Raw genomic sequence first — 15,845 nt, 5'->3', positions numbered from 1 at the left:
AATATGGTGGTTTCACTACATTTATAGCCCTATTTATATCGATAACTATTATTTTCAATTTTCGAAAAAACCTTATCATAAAAAAGATTTTTTTTAAAAAACAAGCGTATTTGAAGTCAAATATGCTCATTTATTATAAAATTAAAACTATTCTAATATTTCTAAGGCCGGTAAGTCATTGACTAGCTCAACTGTTTGAACTGATACATTAATAACAGAAAGCAATAAATTGAAAATATATTTTTCATCTTCAGAATACATATTCGGATCATCCGTAATACCTGAATTCTTGTCTATTTTAACTTGGTACTGTTCAATAATCCATTGAATTGCAGGCTTACCATTTACCATGTATTCATATGCTTTTTCAGGAATTTTTGTGATAGTAATATCATTATTATAAATAATAGTATCAATCATTCCTTTTTTAGGATGCTTCATTTTATTAACAACAAATGATGGATTATTTTTGTATTGTATATCAACCCCATCATACATCGCTGCATTTTCATAATTTAAATGTAAATCAATTAATTTCTTTCCAGTTTCAATAAATATCCCTTTATTTTTTACTATGGGGATTCTTGGTAATGCTTTTCCTAAATCATTTGCATATTTTTCTCTGTATTCATTTGAATGTAGTATACCGTAGACATAATTAAATACTTCTTCTGAAGTTAAATTCAGTTTCTTACAAATTTTATTTGAAATATTATAATTTAAGTCTCCGAAAATATCATCTTCTTTTACATACTTTAAAAACGCTTGACCTGAATCTTGCAAATGCAAATTAGGTACACTATCAGTAACTATTGTTGAGAAACCTCTACTAGCTCCATTACCTGTTATATAAATTATTTTATTGTTTTCCCCCAAGATATCTTTAAAACGACCTGGCCTTTCAATGACATTTTTGTCATAGAATAACCATTTTTTTGTGAATGGTCTATATAGACTCTTAGTTAAATTGCTAGAATCTACTGAAATTTCTTTTCCTTTTGCAAGTAGATTTGCAAGTCCTGTTGACCATTTAATGAAGTTACTATTTAGATTACGTGCATTTAATTTTTCTTTTGAATTTTTAATTGAAGATAATCTGCGTACTTCTTCATTGAAATTTTTAACCATTTGGAATGTATTCTGTTCAACCGAGGATTTATTAAATCCATAAACCCAAGTATCTCTGTTAGTACTTACACCAATAGCCTTATTATAAAAGTAGTCTCCATCAATAGATGGATAGTTTTCGTAATTTTGATCTCTTTGATTAATCCAATCATTGTTTGTATCAGGAATAATTGATTCCCAGTTTATATTTTTTATGGACTTAAAATCATTAATAATATTTAACTTTTGTTCACGCGACAAGTAATCCCCAATATCATGATATGAAATTTGATGCTTTTCTGAACCATCCTTTACTAGAAGTGTAATAGCTATAGGAGTTCGACTTCCTGAACCAAATATTTTTCCACCTTCTTTTCTTGATTGCTCACCTAGTGTTCTTTGGTCACCACGTAAATTAAATACATATATATAATTAAACTCTTCAAACCAACTTTTACGTAAGCCATCCGTGCTTTGACTATCAATAAAAGAGCCATTTGTTACAAAGCCAATAACACCCTTCTTATTTATGCGGTCACTTGACCACCTAAAAGCCTGAACGTACATGTCATATAGTGATTTCTTTAAATTAGCCTTACTATATTTAGAATAACTTTTATCAATTGAATTTTTGAGTATTGGGTAAGACACGTTTTGATTATCATCATTTGCATTATTTTGACCTACTGAATATGGTGGGTTCCCTATAATAGCAAAAATTGGTTCTTGTTGTTGTTTCTTTAGCCGGTCATTATTTTCATTGAATAATTCACTCATAAATGATTCCTTATATTCCGTACTTTCGAATGTATCAGTTAATACGATACCTTCAAATGGTATATAATTTCCTTCATAAATGCTATGGAACGTTTCTTCAATGTTAATTGCTGCAATATAGTAGCTTAATAGCACAATTTCATTTGCATGTATTTCTTGTGTGTATTTTCTCAATAAATCTTCTTTTGGTATTAATTCACTTTGAAGCAAACGAGTAACAAATGTACCAGTCCCCGTAAATGGATCAAGTACATGAACCCCTTCACTAGCTAAAGATTTACCAAAGTGTTTTTTTAGCACATCATCAACAGAATGAATAATGAAATCTACTACTTCTACCGGTGTAAAGACAATACCCAATCGTTCTGTTGTTTCTTTAAAGCCTACTTTAAAGAACTTATCGTATAGTTGGACTATAATATCTTGTTTTGCTTTTAAGTTGTCAATTCCTTCTGCTCTTAAACGTACACTATCATAAAAACCTTGTAGTTTTTCTTGTTCTTTCATTAGACCTTGTTCATCTAGTACATTTAAAATAGTTTCCATCGCTTTAGATACAGGATTATTATGCACGAAACTATATGAGTCAAATAAGGCTTCAAACACTGGTTTAGTAATCATATGTTGTGCTAACATTTCGATTGCTTGATTTTCTGAAATTGAATCATTGATGTTATAGCGTAAGCTCTTCAAGAATTTTTGAAATTCCATATAAGCATTGCTATTCGTATCATCTAACATTACCCTAATACGCAACATATGTTGTTGCGCTATTTCAGCTACATCTTTTGACCATTGTTCCCAATAGCGTACATTACCAACCTTTTTAACAATTTTTCCATAAATGGCTTTCTCTAATTCTGACCAATTCTCTTCTAGATTTAGGCTTAATTGTTCATCTTCTTGCTCAATAAATTCAAATTCACCACCTTCAGGTGAATCACCTACATCTATAATCTCAATTTGCTTTGGTTTATTTTTATTTAGTTCTAATTTATTTATTGTGGCATCAAAACGTTCATCCAAAGAGCGTAAAGCGTTTAATACTTCCCAGACTACACGATATTTATCATTATTATCTAATACTGAGTTTGCATCTTTTCCTGCAGGGATACCAATAGGTAAAATTACATATCCGTAATCTTTACCATCAACTTTTCTCATTACACGACCAACCGCTTGTGCAATATCAATTTTAGATTTTCTTGGTTTTAAGAACATTACAGCATCTAAATCTGGTACATCAACGCCTTCTGTTAAGAATCTAGCATTAGAAAGTATGCGACAAGTTTTATCAGGAATCTCGGATTTTAACCAAGAGATTTTTCTGTTTTTCTGCAAGGCATTCATTGAGCCATCAGCATGATCAATTTCAACTTCATAGATATCCTGATGCTCACCACTTTCATTGATATACATATCAACTACTTGTGAGAACATATCCGTTAGTTTTTTAGAATCATTGATTGTTCCAGTAAACGCAATTGCACGTTTCATTGGATCACCAAGTACCTCATTGGAGTTACTTTTTCTTTTTACTAGCCCATTCCAGCACCCAATAATTTTTGTTACATCATCGAATTTTAACTCTGAATCATTAGCAAACATTTGCTGGAATCTACGAGCTACTACTTCTTCATCAACAGCTAAAATCATTACTTTATAGTCTGTTAAAATACCTTTACGAATAGCATCCCCAAAACCAATTCGATACAATTCTTCACCATATAATGTTGAATCGTTCATATCAGCAATTACAACAGATAATTCATCTGCTTTTTGTTTTGCATTTTCACCGTAAACACGGGGAGTTGCTGTTTGATACAGTCGCTTGGCAGTTTTTATATTACTGTCACTGTGTACCTTCGTGAAGGCACTTTCTTCTTTACCCATGTCAGTAGATCCAGTTGTTCTATGCGCTTCGTCACAAACCACTAAATCAAATTCGTAGAAGCCATTCTTTTGAGCTTGAGTAATAACATCAATTGATTGATAAGTTGAAAATACCGTTAAGAAGTCACCTTTAGATGAATTATTTTCAATACGTGTTTGGTATTCTATTAATTTTTGTGCACTAGTGGTTGCAGGATAACCTAAATCGGTAGCTGTAATATCATCTATCTCATCTGCATTACTTGCTTTTGTTACTTTTTTATCTGAACAAACAGCAATAGAATCCATTGAATACCTAGTGTCTGCAGTCCACCCCCGAAGTGTTTGAGAAAGTAACTGAATACTAGGTACTAAGTATAAGACTCTAAAAATACCATCCTTTTTTTCAGCTAGTCTCTCAGCAATTGCTAGAGAGGTAAACGTTTTACCTGTTCCTGGTGCCATGATTAATTTACCACGATTAGCTGTTTTAAAAGCCTCTACCACAGCTTCAATAGCTGGTTTTTGATGAAGTCTAGGAGTTTTTTTATCGTGTAAAACCACTTCTTTTGGCTTTGTTAAAGAGTAACTAGACCAATCAATTTGACTTTCTTGTAAATGAGATAAAGATATACGAGCGATATCTTTGTCACGCTCATTAATTGCATCATCTGCGTTTTTGCTCCATTTATCAGTGGAGGTTATGATAATACCTTTTGCATAATATTTTTTTCCCACTTCATTTAAAAACGAGTCAATATGTTTCTTTTGAATAGTTGTATCATCTGAGTAAAACTTACATTGAATAGCTATTAAATCACCAGTATCTTTTTCTCGCGCCACTAAATCTACACCAGTATCTTTTTTAGGAATACCATATTCTTTTGGCACTTCATTTAGCATCCAAATCTCATCAAATAAACGAGCATACATGGGCTCGTTTTTTAAATAGGTACGAGAAAGTATTTCAAATAATGTTCCACGATCTCGTTGCGTACGATACTCTACATCAATATCAACTAATAATGAAACAAAACTTCTGTGATTTGTATTTTCCATACTGCATTACCTCTTATTTTCCTTTAATTTATATTCACTATTATATACTATTCAACTAACTGTATACTCTATTGCTTTTTTGAATTCAATTATTCAAAATAAAATCCCAAATAGAATTACAAATTAAATTTAAATCCATCTAACTGGAATCATCCTTTTATCTATATCTAGCAATAATATTAATTTTTATTAAGAATAGCGGAATAAGTTGCTCGTTTATCAGCAAAAGCCTTCTCGCCACCTTCTAAATGGACTAATATTAACCTCATTATTCGACTGTCACTTAAGTAACCAGCTTTTTTTATATAACCCGTGTTACCATCTGAATCTAAAACAATGACTTGTTCAGCGTCAGCATTTGTAACAATAGTGGAATTGTGGGTGACAATTATAACTTGCCTATGATTTTTAATTTTTCTAAGACTTGAAACTAGAGTGTTATATATGTATTGATTATCTAAATTATCTTCAGGTTGATCTATAATGAATGGCGTGAAATCGCCTGTGTATTTTCCGTATTCCATAATGAACGTTAATATTGCAACTACTTGTTGACCTAAGGAAAGATTTTCAATCTTTCTAAATTCTGGTTTTAACGTTTGAATAGACTCTTTTGAATTAACGTTGAAGTTTATTGAGAAATCATCCACAGATTTGATGAAAGCCTCAAGAGAAGCTATCACGCTATATTGTTCATTCTTAAAGACATCAAGAATCGGACCATATAGTTTTCCTAAAGGTACATCTTCTATATTTATAAATCCATTCTCTAAATCTCTAACAGTAAGCTCTTCAGTTGCATATTTTTTAATCGGTTCGATTGCATTTAGATTCAGAAATTGTCTCTTTATTAACATATCTAAGAAATCAATATAACCTACTTTTTCGATTAGAACTTCTATAAAAGTAAGTGCATCAATCCACTTCAATTTTGTTTTTGAAATATACTCTTCTAACTTAATACTTTTAAAAATTTCATGAACAAAAGTAGGGGTATCAGAAAGTTGCGGAGCAAATTCAATCTGTATTAAATCTTTATAAGAATTGTTAAATCCTTGAATTTTTTGTTTTGCTTCATTTTCAATAAGAGTTAGTTGGGGTCTTAAGTTAGTAATGAATATTTTTAAATTTTTTATAAAATCTTTAGAACTAGATTTTAATATTCGTTGAAACATTTTGTCTAAATAACTATTAGTTATTCCCGAGTGAATAACTTTCTTTATGAAATCTCCCAGACTTCTTTGTTGTACAAGGTTTACAATATGATTTATTGAATAATGTTTTTTATAAACACTTGATAGTATTTCTTCACAATCAAGTATATTTTTTAGCTCTATTGCTTGCGTTGGTGAGCTTATTTCAAATAAATCATACCAATCTTTAGAAAGCTGGATAATTGAATTTTGCCTAGGATGAATTTTAAAGGCGCTATCCGAAAAAAAATCATTTCTGGTTATATCCAAATGTTCATTTGTTTGTGGTACAAATCTAATTACATAGTCTTTATGATTAGCTCTAAACACTACATATATAAATTCATATAATGAAGTGAATTTAAGTTTAGCCAAAGAGTCTGTTTCTTGGGTAAATATTGTATCTAAAATATTGAAAATAGTGCTCTTACCTGTCCCTCTACCACCTATAATACAATTTAAGTCCTTTGAAAAATCTACTATGAAATTTTCATTGGGCCTTTTCCCCGTTAAGAAACTCTTGGCTGTAGGTTTTATATATAACCCTTTAATAAATATAGGAGTTGAAGTAGGTTTTTCATGATAAACACAAAAAGAATAATTTTTTAAAGCAATTTTCAAGGCATCGAAGGATATTTTGTCCATTTTTATCCACGTATTTTTTAAGCCCATTTCATTTAATAGATGAGCGTCACTTTCATATAGATAACATACATTGGAATCTTCGAACTCAAGTGAAGTCTTTCTCTTCCAACCCTCACCATTAAAACTTGTTATACCTAGAATATTACAAATTTCCGGATTAAATAATTTGTCTTTATACAATTTAGTACCAAGTCCATTGTATGTATTTATATGAGCAATATATCCTATACCATTATTCTCTCTGATTATATTTAATATTGTATAAGTATTTTCTACAGTTCCTGATTTCTCACTGTGAATAAGGCTATCCAATAAATCTTCTACAGTTTTTATATTTTCTTCATCAAATATTCCCACAACATGGTTACAATCAGAACAACTAATTTCAACGCCTAATAGTAGCTTTATTGCACTTTTTTGTATATTAAAATATTTAATACGTTTTTTATAAAATTGATCAAGTGCGTACTTTAATTTAGAAAAGCCTGAAATCGTATTATGATCAGTAATTATAGCAAGTTCTATATTTTCAGAATATAATTTATAAGCAATTAATTCATAAGATAAACGTTCCTTAAAATCTTCATATGGAGTACCCTCTATTTTTAGTATGTGCTCATACTCTTCTCCTGAATACTCTCCATTAAGAAACATGGTGAGAATTATCTCTTTTTGATTGACAGTTAGATAACCAATTGTAGATGCAAATTCAATGATTTCAGTTTCACTTAACTCGTTATAATATTTGTCATTGGAAATTAGTTTGTAATCGTATGAGGCCGGAGTATGGAAATGTATTTCAGCTTTTTTAACTTTTCCATATTTTTTTCTCATACTTTCAATTTTTGAATATACATCCATTACACCTATAGCAGATTTTTTTAATCTCACCAATTTTATACACCCACCTTAAATTAATTGTACCATGATTATTTACCTATAGTAGTTTGTTATTATTGAGAAAGTCCTAAGTAATAATACACTTTTAACTATGATGTGATAATAAATTTATTATAGGACTTTATAACAAAACAAATAGTACCACAAGCGTCCTTTTTATATGGAATAAAAAGGAATTTTTAGACTTAGGAATTTTAAATACTATCCATTTTTAAATTTGATTAGTGTCCAATTCACAAACTTGCAAGAACCTTGATTTTACAGTATTTACATGGGTGGACACTTTATAAGGTAGGATAAGTGCGGGTTTCATCATGCAAAAACTAGAAGGTGACGGTCTCGCTTTCATACATGCAGGAGGAACTATTCATAGAAAGTCTCTACAGCAAGGGGAAGTTTTACGTGTAGATACTGGGTGTCTCGTAGCAATGACTTCGGATGTAGATTACAATATCGAAATGGTCAAGGGAGTTAAAACAGCCCTATTTGGTGGAGAAGGATTATTCCTCGCTACCCTTCGTGGTCCCGGTACCGTATGGATTCAATCGCTGCCATTTAGTAGATTAGCTAGTAAAGTATTTGCTGCTGCCCCACAAAGATCAGGTGGCGGTTCAAAAGATGAAGGCAGTATAGCAGGCGGATTATTTGACCTACTTGGTGGGAAATAGATATTGATTTTAAATAATGACTTGCGTTTTAAGTCATTATTTTTTATTTGCCTGGATATCCTTTGATGTTGCGGATACAGAGTTTAATGTTGTGGGTATTCGCCTCAATGTTGCGCATGTGCAGTCTTATGTTCCGCGCAATCATATGAAAGTTGCACGTTTCTATATTGTTGCGAATACAGACCCAAATGTTGCACATATTCAACTAGAAGTTGCGGATACACAGTCCTATGTTGCATACAAATCTTAGAACTTTTAAATACGTTCTTCTAAATGTGATGTTTTAGTTATTCGTACTCCAGAATGATTAGAAAAAGAATAAACGCTCAGACAAAATTATGTCTGAGCGTTTTTTTAGTTATTTTGTACTTCTGGTACAACAGCTTCTGCTTGAGCTTTAGCATCTTGGGACTCGTGTAATTTCACCATCCCAAAACGTGCAATTGGTTGAATTACTAAGCTTTCTGCAATAAGAACAACTACGAAATTACGTGGCCAATTGTGTAACCAATTGCTGAAAATTTCAGGTGTAAACCCGTTCCCTACAATATCACCAATAAATGTCATAGCGACTGACATTCCTAATACAGTGAAAATAATACGGAATAAAATCTTGGCATTAAAACTGTCTGTTGGTTTAGTGAATTTTGCCACTAAAGCTTCTGCAATACGACCGAATATAGTTGGTTCAATAATCATGACGATAATCCAAATAATCGGTAAAACCTTCAGTATGTTTATAAATTGTATTGAGGTAAATTCTCCAGCAGCGATAATGACACTAAATGATGTCATAAATATTACGGTCAATGTAGAAATAATAGTTCCGTACAAAAGACCCTCTTTCCCGTTTCTTGGTAATCTTTTTTCTAAATGCATATCTTCATTTCCTTCCTTTCTGAAAGCTTCTTCTAGACCTTGATAATAGTTATTTGTTTCAAAAAACAGTGTCGGTTGTGTAATAGTTTATAACGTTATGGAGGGGAAAACGTTTGGAATGTCATCAATTCCTACTATTAACAGAGTCTACATAAACTACTGTATTTTTCTTATTTAAAATTTCTCCATGATATTTGGTAATAGTTTAGCAATTGTTTTTAAAGGATCAGTCGATTGTTGTGTTAAACATAGCATCATTGCCCCTTCAATCGACGCAGTCAATAATAACGACATGGCAGTAGCTGCTTCCTTCGAAAAACCATCCTCTAAAAGTTTAGTGCAGTAAATATGTTCAATGTTTTCATATAAATCACTGCAAGCTTTACGTACCTCTTCACTCATTGTAGCCATTTCACTAACAATGCTGCTAAATGTATATCCAGTAATGGTTCCGGTCTTTTCAAAACTATGAATCAACGTATCAATCATTGATATGATGGCATCCTTAGTTGAAAGATGCTTACTGAAAATAGTTTGGATATCTGTTGTAATATCTTCTTTTAGAGCAAGTAAACAAGTAACCAAAAGTTCATCTTTGCCATTTGGAAAGTGATGGTAAAGAGCTCCTTTTGTAACGTTACAAGCTTTTAAAATTTCATTGAGTCCTACAGTTTTATAGCCTTTTTGCTGAAAAAGGGTTGTAGCAGTTTCAATCAAGTGTGATTTAGTATCCATATTATTTTTTCCTCCCAACATACCAACTGGTCCGTTTGTTAGTATAACATTTTTTCCACTACATTGTAGTATTTTTTTAACTTAATTAAGTACGTTCTGAATTAATAAACGTGTAGGCCCTCTTTGAAGTCAAAACTTGTTTCAATCGTTTTCTAAGGACTTTGGACAGACATTTTGCTATATTATTACCGAGTGAATTTTTAGGGTCGCTGGTTGGTTGTGACGAACGTCACAACCAACCAGCGACCCTTTTTTCGGTAATCTAAATGATAATAAATATACTACTTTCTTTTAGAGGCAAGTGTTAAAAGCACCTGTTTCTTAAACAATTCCGCAGATTGTTTATGCGCCTCCCCTATTCCCTTCATATATTACAGGAAGGGACGCTGTACCTTGGGGTCCTACATTTAGGAACGGAGGTGTGGATGTTGGATTCTTCTACTGGTTTATGGGTCAGTTTACTAGGTATTGTTTTAGGGGTGCTTGGTTTCTTTTATGCTCCGCTTTGGTTAGGTGCTGGAGCAGTTCTTTTAGGAATAATTGCTTTGGGTTATTCTCAAAAGTTAGGCTGGGTATCTTTAATACTCGGTGCAATTATTTTAATATTGACACTTTATTAATATTATCTATTAAAATGCGCATTGTATTAATACCAACTACGTGTTAAGCTTATTTAAATTTAAACTCTTGATAATTTTATATATTTTTCTTATCCAGAGAGACGTAGGGATTGGCCCGTAGATGTCTCAGCAACCAGCCAAATCAAGGTATGGTGCTAATTCCAATGAACGTTTACGTTCTGAAGATAAGAAGACAAACTTCGATATTTACTGAGGCTTCTCTTCTTATTAGAGAAACCTCTTTTTTTTATTTTAATTGAAAAGGATGAATACTTATGTCAAAAAACAGTATTGAAACACAGTTAGTACAATTGGGAAATCATAGTGATGAGAAAACCGGCGCTATAAACCCGCCCATTTATTTATCCACAGCTTACAAACATAATGGGATTGGGCAATCTACAGGATATGACTATACTCGTACTAAAAATCCGACACGCGCTATTTTAGAAGAAGGAATTGCTAAGTTAGAAGGCGGCGATGCTGGCTTTGCCTGTAGTTCTGGTATGGCAGCAATACAATTGATTTTATCCCTTTTCCGTTCCGGTGATGAGATTATTGCTTCTGAAGATTTGTATGGCGGGACGTATCGATTATTTAACCAGTACGCAGATTCCTACAATATCCGTACTACATATGCAAAATTTGAATCAGCTGATGAAGTAACAGCTTTAATAACAGAAAATACAAAAGCACTATTTATCGAAACGCCCACTAATCCCTTGATGCAAGAAGTCGAAATACAACTATTTGCGGATGTAGCAAAAAAACATAATCTAATATTAATCGTAGACAATACATTCTTAACCCCTTATTTACAACGACCTATTGAATTGGGTGCCCATATTGTCATGCATAGTGGTACAAAATATATTGGAGGCCATAACGACGTACTTGCAGGACTTGTTGTCACAAAAGGTACTGAACTAAGCGACCAATTACTAACCAACCACAATGCTGCAGGCGCTGTCCTTTCTCCTTTCGATTCTTGGTTATTAATAAGAGGATTAAAAACACTTCACCTACGTATGAGACAGCATGATGCAAATGCCAAAAAGGTTGCAGCTTTTTTGAAGAATGAGTCTACCGTTAAGGATGTTTTGTATCCTGGTAAAGGTGGAATGATTTCCTTCCGTTTGCAAAAAAGCGAATGGGTTGCTCCTTTCCTAGAAAGACTTCAGCTAATTGTTTTTGCTGAAAGCCTTGGTGGGGTGGAAAGCTTCATCACATATCCTACTACTCAAACACATGCTGATATCCCTGAGGAAGAACGCAATGCACGTGGCGTTGACAGCAGCCTACTACGCTTTTCAGTGGGAATTGAAGAAGCAGATGATATAATCGCGGATTTGAAACAAGTATTCAATACTTTAGAAAATGAGGTGGCTAACTAATGAGTAGCTATAAAGAATCGCTAGAAACTACCCTAATCCTGGCATCTACTCGTGGAGATTCGGAGATAAAAACTGGAGCTGTCAATGTTCCTATCTATTTATCCTCCACTTTCCATCAAGAAAGCTTTGATAATTTTGGACCTTATGACTATAGCAGATCGGGAAATCCTACGAGAAATGCACTGGAAAAAACGATCGCAGAATTAGAGGGCGGTAGTAGAGGGCTGGCATTTGCCTCAGGAATTGCGGCTATTTCTTCTGCCTTTATGCTTTTGTCTTCTGGCGATCATATTGTCGTTACCGAAGATGTATACGGTGGTACCTTCCGTTTTGTTACAGAAGTCTTGCCTCGTTTTGGTATTGAGCATACTTTTGCAGATTTCACTAATATAGAAGCAATTGCCAACGCTATTCAGCCGAATACAAAATTAATTTATATCGAAACTCCCTCGAATCCATGCTTAGGTATTACAGATGTTACGGCTGTCGTAGAGCTTGCAAAATCCAATGATTGTTTAACCTTCTTAGACAATACTTTTATGACACCGATTTACCAGCGTCCACTAGATTTAGGAGTTGATATCGTCTTACATAGTGCCACAAAATTTTTATCTGGACATTCGGATGTTATTGCAGGACTTGCGGTTACAAAAGACGAGGATTTAGGTAAGCGTTTGGCTTTTATCCAAAACTCATTTGGTGCTATTTTAGGATCACAGGATTCATTTTCTTTAATCCAAGGAATAAAAACACTGAGTGTGCGTTTTGAGAAATCTGCACAGTCTACACAAAAAATTGCAAATTACTTAAGTGGACATGATTTAGTGGAAAAAGTCTTTTTCCCTGGTCTTCCTTCTCATCCAGGATATGAAATTCATAACAAGCAGTCGAGTAGTGCTGGAGCAGTCCTTTCCTTCCGTTTACCGACTAGATCCATTGCAAAGGCTTTTGTAGAAAACGTTAAAATTCCAGTATTTGCGGTAAGTCTGGGCGGAGTAGAATCCATTCTGTCACATCCAGCTCAAATGTCACATGCTGCGATGCCTAAAGCGGAACGAGAAAAACGTGGAATAACAGATGGTCTTTTACGTTTTTCGGTTGGATTAGAAAATGTGGATGATTTAATAGCTGACTTTGAACAAGCGTTAGCAATTGCATCGAAACAAATTGAGAAAGTTGGTATATAAAATGTCAAAACCATTAGTATTAAATACACCATTCAAAGCAGATCATGTAGGAAGCTTTTTACGACCAGCTCGCTTAAAAGAAGCTCGTCTACAATTTGAAAATAATGAATTGACAGCAGATCAATTAAAACAAATAGAAGATGAAGAAATTACGAAATTAGTAGCAAAACAAAAGGAAATTGGACTTCAAGCTGTTACAGACGGAGAGTTTAGACGTAAATGGTGGCATTTCGATTTCCTTGGTGGATTTGACGGCGTAGAATTTTATGAAACAGATAAAGGATTAGCATTTAAGGGCGTTCAAACAAAAGCCCACGGTATAAAAGTAACAGGGAAAATTGGTTTTAGCACGCATTATATGATTGAACACTTTAAGTTCCTTCAAAGTATCGCAGGTGATGCTGTTGCCAAATTCACAATACCTAGTCCAAATATGTTATTGTACCGAGCTACTATTGAAGATGGCGTTTATTCAAACCAAGAAGCATTGCTTAACGATTTAGTCGTTGCATACCAAGGTGTAATTCAAGCACTTTATGATGAAGGATGTCGATATCTTCAAATTGACGATACTTCATGGGCAACCACTTTTTCTGAAGAAGGAATTGCTTCATTAAAAGAAAAAGGTCTCGAATTGGATGAAGCATTGGCATTATCAGCACGCGCTATTAATGAGTCCATTGCAAAACGTCCTGAAGATTTATTAATTACGATGCATATTTGCCGAGGAAACTTCAAGTCTACGTATATTACTAGTGGAAGCTATGAGCTAGTTTCGGAAACTATTTTTGCTGGATTAGATGTAGATGGTTTATTCCTTGAGTTTGATGATGAACGTTCAGGAGGTTTCGAACCACTTCGTCATGTTAACCGTTCAGATTTATCTATCGTATTAGGATTAATCACCTCAAAACATGGGGATTTAGAAGATGCTGAGCTTATCAAAAATAGAATTACGGAAGCTACTAACTATGTACCCCTTAATCAGCTGTGTTTAAGTCCACAATGTGGATTCTCCTCTACCGAAGAGGGAAATCTTTTAACAGAGGAAGAACAATGGTCGAAGGTTCAGCATGTTATTGAAATAGCTAATGATGTTTGGAAATAAAACGATTCAAAATCTAAAAGTGTGCATCCAGATAATAATGGATGCACACTTTTTAAGTTGAATACTATGTTCATCTATAAACTCCCCCTCCTAAATGTAATGTTTTAGACATGCTGCACTGGGTAAATAAATAGCTGAGGTTAATAAACATGAAGGAGGAATTTAATATGGGGAACCAACAGTATGAGCACGCAACAGATGACGTAGTAGAAGAGACTGGAGCATACACATGTGAAGCTGGAATTACTAAAACTTTAAATAAGGGTGATAAATTCCCTTCTTGCCCAGAATCATCAGTAGTGACTTATTGGAAGCACGCAGAGGGTCATCATCATAATTCAGGCGAACCAGTAACGGAATCTGGTACTTATATCGATGAAGATGGCGATGAGCTAGAACTAGCAGAAGGCGGTACTTTCCCTAATTGCCCTAAAGCGGATACTCCTACACAATGGAGACATGCTGGTAATTAAGTGATTACACGAAACCTAATAAAGCCCGGCAAATGAGTAGCTAATTCATTTGCCGGGCTTTAACTATTCACTCTATAACCCTAAGTTCTTTGAAATAATAACCTTCATTATTTCATTGGTCCCAGCGTAAATAGATGCTACTGGAATGTCTCGATATCTTCTGGCAATTTTATATTCTTCCATATACCCATATCCTCCATGCAATTGCATGCATTCAATTGAAATCTCTCTTGCAGTTTCAGTCAGCCAATATTTCGCCATCGACACCTTAGTAACTACTTCTTTCCCTGCAATATGATCCTCAATTAGTGATTCTAAAAATGACTTTCCAAGTTCGACTTTTGTTGCCATCTCTGCTATTTTAAATTGTGTATTTTGAAAGGCTGCTATTGGTTTTCCAAAAGCTTTACGAGATTTCACATACTCCATTGTCATTTCTAGCATATCCTCCGAAGCAATTTGAGCAGAGATGGCTACTACTAATCTTTCCTGTTGTAGTTTCTCCATTAAGTAACTAAAGCCTTTGCCCTCTTCTCCGATTAAATTAGAAACGGGGATACGACAGTCCTCAAAGTATAATTCCGATGTATCCTGTGCATGTAATCCCACCTTGTCTAACTTACGCCCTTTCGAAAATCCAGGAATCCCCTCTTCCACCATCACTAAACTTATACCTTGATGCCTCGGTTCTGCTTTTGGGTTCGTTTTCACTACTACCAAAAATAGATTGCCGTTTATTCCATTAGTAATGAATGTCTTTTGCCCATTTAATACGTAATGATCTCCATTGCGTATTGCAGTTGTTTGTATATTTGCCAAATCTGAACCTGCTCCTGGTTCTGTCATAGCTACGCCAGAAATAAAGTCTGAAGTTATACACCCCGGTAGCCATCGTTTCTTTTGTTCCTTCGAACCAAAAGACTCTATATAAGGAACGACAATATCATTATGCAATCCAACCCCTACAAGACTTGAACCTACTCTTTCTAATTCCTCTGAAATAATGACACCAAAACTAAAGTCTAGACCGAGACCACCATACTCTTCCTCTACCTGTGGACATAAATAGCCCATCTCACCAAGTTTTTTCCAAAAATCCTTTGGAATAAGTCGATCCTTTTCCCATGAATCATAATGGGGCGTAGCTTCTTTTTGAAGAAAATTTCGTAAAGATTTTCGAAATATTACATGCTCCTCTGTCTCAAATCTATATCTTCCCATTACTAGA

At 33.8% G+C, this 15,845-nt stretch carries 11 protein-coding genes, 1 pseudogene and 1 riboswitch; of the genes and pseudogenes, 7 read left to right on the top strand and 5 right to left on the bottom strand.

Annotated elements, in window-relative coordinates; genetic code table 11:
* Positions 1-147 precede the first annotated feature (147 nt).
* Positions 148-4,815, bottom strand: coding sequence for a DEAD/DEAH box helicase (locus LDK52_RS05705; RefSeq protein WP_277584986.1), 4,668 nt, complete (start codon positions 4,813-4,815; stop codon positions 148-150).
* A 179-nt stretch (positions 4,816-4,994) separates the two neighbouring features.
* Positions 4,995-7,544 carry a Spaf_1101 family AAA-like ATPase gene (locus LDK52_RS05700; RefSeq protein WP_277585024.1) on the bottom strand — a complete coding sequence of 850 codons (2,550 nt, stop codon included), beginning with the start codon at positions 7,542-7,544 and terminating at the stop codon, positions 4,995-4,997.
* A gap of 314 nt (positions 7,545-7,858) precedes the next feature.
* On the opposite strand from LDK52_RS05700, the pseudogene LDK52_RS05695 reads away from it, so the two are divergent.
* Both LDK52_RS05695 and LDK52_RS05690 read left to right on the top strand, forming a co-directional pair.
* Positions 7,859-8,221: pseudogene (locus LDK52_RS05695) on the top strand (AIM24 family protein); the annotation flags it as partial.
* A gap of 16 nt (positions 8,222-8,237) precedes the next feature.
* A complete protein-coding gene (locus LDK52_RS05690) occupies positions 8,238-8,471 on the top strand; it encodes a hypothetical protein (protein WP_277584985.1) in 234 nt (77 codons plus the stop codon).
* A 104-nt stretch (positions 8,472-8,575) separates the two neighbouring features.
* Here the strand turns inward: LDK52_RS05690 and LDK52_RS05685 are convergent, their stop codons facing one another.
* The gene (locus LDK52_RS05685) at positions 8,576-9,100 is read right to left on the bottom strand and encodes a DUF2798 domain-containing protein (RefSeq protein WP_277584984.1); all 525 of its coding nucleotides are present in this window, start codon (positions 9,098-9,100) and stop codon (positions 8,576-8,578) included.
* Between the two features lie 174 nt (positions 9,101-9,274).
* Entirely contained in the window at positions 9,275-9,835 is a 561-nt protein-coding gene (locus tag LDK52_RS05680) for a TetR/AcrR family transcriptional regulator (protein ID WP_277584983.1), read from the bottom strand.
* Between the two features lie 428 nt (positions 9,836-10,263).
* Here LDK52_RS05680 and LDK52_RS05675 point away from each other — a divergent pair, with 428 nt between their 5' ends.
* The 5 genes from LDK52_RS05675 (at position 10,264) to LDK52_RS05655 (ending at position 14,617) form a co-directional block, all read left to right on the top strand.
* The gene (locus tag LDK52_RS05675; protein ID WP_277584982.1) at positions 10,264-10,455 is read left to right on the top strand and encodes a hypothetical protein; all 192 of its coding nucleotides are present in this window, start codon (positions 10,264-10,266) and stop codon (positions 10,453-10,455) included.
* Positions 10,456-10,541: 86 nt separating this feature from the next.
* Positions 10,542-10,647: riboswitch (SAM riboswitch) on the top strand.
* Positions 10,648-10,730: 83 nt separating this feature from the next.
* Positions 10,731-11,849 (top strand): methionine biosynthesis PLP-dependent protein, encoded by a 1,119-nt coding sequence (locus LDK52_RS05670; RefSeq protein WP_277584981.1) that lies wholly within the window; start codon positions 10,731-10,733, stop codon positions 11,847-11,849.
* A complete protein-coding gene (gene metC, locus LDK52_RS05665; protein ID WP_277584980.1) occupies positions 11,849-13,036 on the top strand; it encodes a cystathionine beta-lyase in 1,188 nt (395 codons plus the stop codon). Before LDK52_RS05670 ends, metC begins: the two co-directional genes overlap by 1 nt.
* Before the next feature lies 1 nt (position 13,037).
* A complete protein-coding gene (locus tag LDK52_RS05660; RefSeq protein WP_277584979.1) occupies positions 13,038-14,144 on the top strand; it encodes a 5-methyltetrahydropteroyltriglutamate--homocysteine S-methyltransferase in 1,107 nt (368 codons plus the stop codon).
* A gap of 167 nt (positions 14,145-14,311) precedes the next feature.
* A complete protein-coding gene (locus LDK52_RS05655) occupies positions 14,312-14,617 on the top strand; it encodes a hypothetical protein (protein ID WP_277584978.1) in 306 nt (101 codons plus the stop codon).
* A 72-nt stretch (positions 14,618-14,689) separates the two neighbouring features.
* Here the strand turns inward: LDK52_RS05655 and LDK52_RS05650 are convergent, their stop codons facing one another.
* Entirely contained in the window at positions 14,690-15,838 is a 1,149-nt protein-coding gene (locus LDK52_RS05650) for an acyl-CoA dehydrogenase family protein (protein WP_277584977.1), read from the bottom strand.
* Positions 15,839-15,845 lie beyond the last annotated feature (7 nt).

Origin of the sequence: Psychrobacillus antarcticus (genome assembly GCF_029533155.1) — a bacterium.
Taxonomy (GTDB): domain Bacteria; phylum Bacillota; class Bacilli; order Bacillales_A; family Planococcaceae; genus Psychrobacillus; species Psychrobacillus antarcticus.
This window is presented reverse-complemented; position numbering and strand designations above follow the sequence as displayed.

Excerpts from the sequence above, each read along its gene's own strand:
- LDK52_RS05680 (WP_277584983.1), bottom strand. The coding sequence starts at position 9,835 with ATGGATACTAAATCACACTTGATTGAAACTGCTACAACCCTTTTTCAG.
- metC (WP_277584980.1), top strand. The coding sequence starts at position 11,849 with ATGAGTAGCTATAAAGAATCGCTAGAAACTACCCTAATCCTGGCATCT.
- LDK52_RS05660 (WP_277584979.1), top strand. The coding sequence starts at position 13,038 with ATGTCAAAACCATTAGTATTAAATACACCATTCAAAGCAGATCATGTA.
- LDK52_RS05705 (WP_277584986.1), bottom strand. The coding sequence starts at position 4,815 with ATGGAAAATACAAATCACAGAAGTTTTGTTTCATTATTAGTTGATATT.
- LDK52_RS05670 (WP_277584981.1), top strand. The coding sequence starts at position 10,731 with ATGTCAAAAAACAGTATTGAAACACAGTTAGTACAATTGGGAAATCAT.
- LDK52_RS05690 (WP_277584985.1), top strand. The coding sequence starts at position 8,238 with ATGACTTGCGTTTTAAGTCATTATTTTTTATTTGCCTGGATATCCTTT.
- LDK52_RS05650 (WP_277584977.1), bottom strand. The coding sequence starts at position 15,838 with ATGGGAAGATATAGATTTGAGACAGAGGAGCATGTAATATTTCGAAAA.
- LDK52_RS05655 (WP_277584978.1), top strand. The coding sequence starts at position 14,312 with ATGGGGAACCAACAGTATGAGCACGCAACAGATGACGTAGTAGAAGAG.
- LDK52_RS05685 (WP_277584984.1), bottom strand. The coding sequence starts at position 9,100 with ATGCATTTAGAAAAAAGATTACCAAGAAACGGGAAAGAGGGTCTTTTG.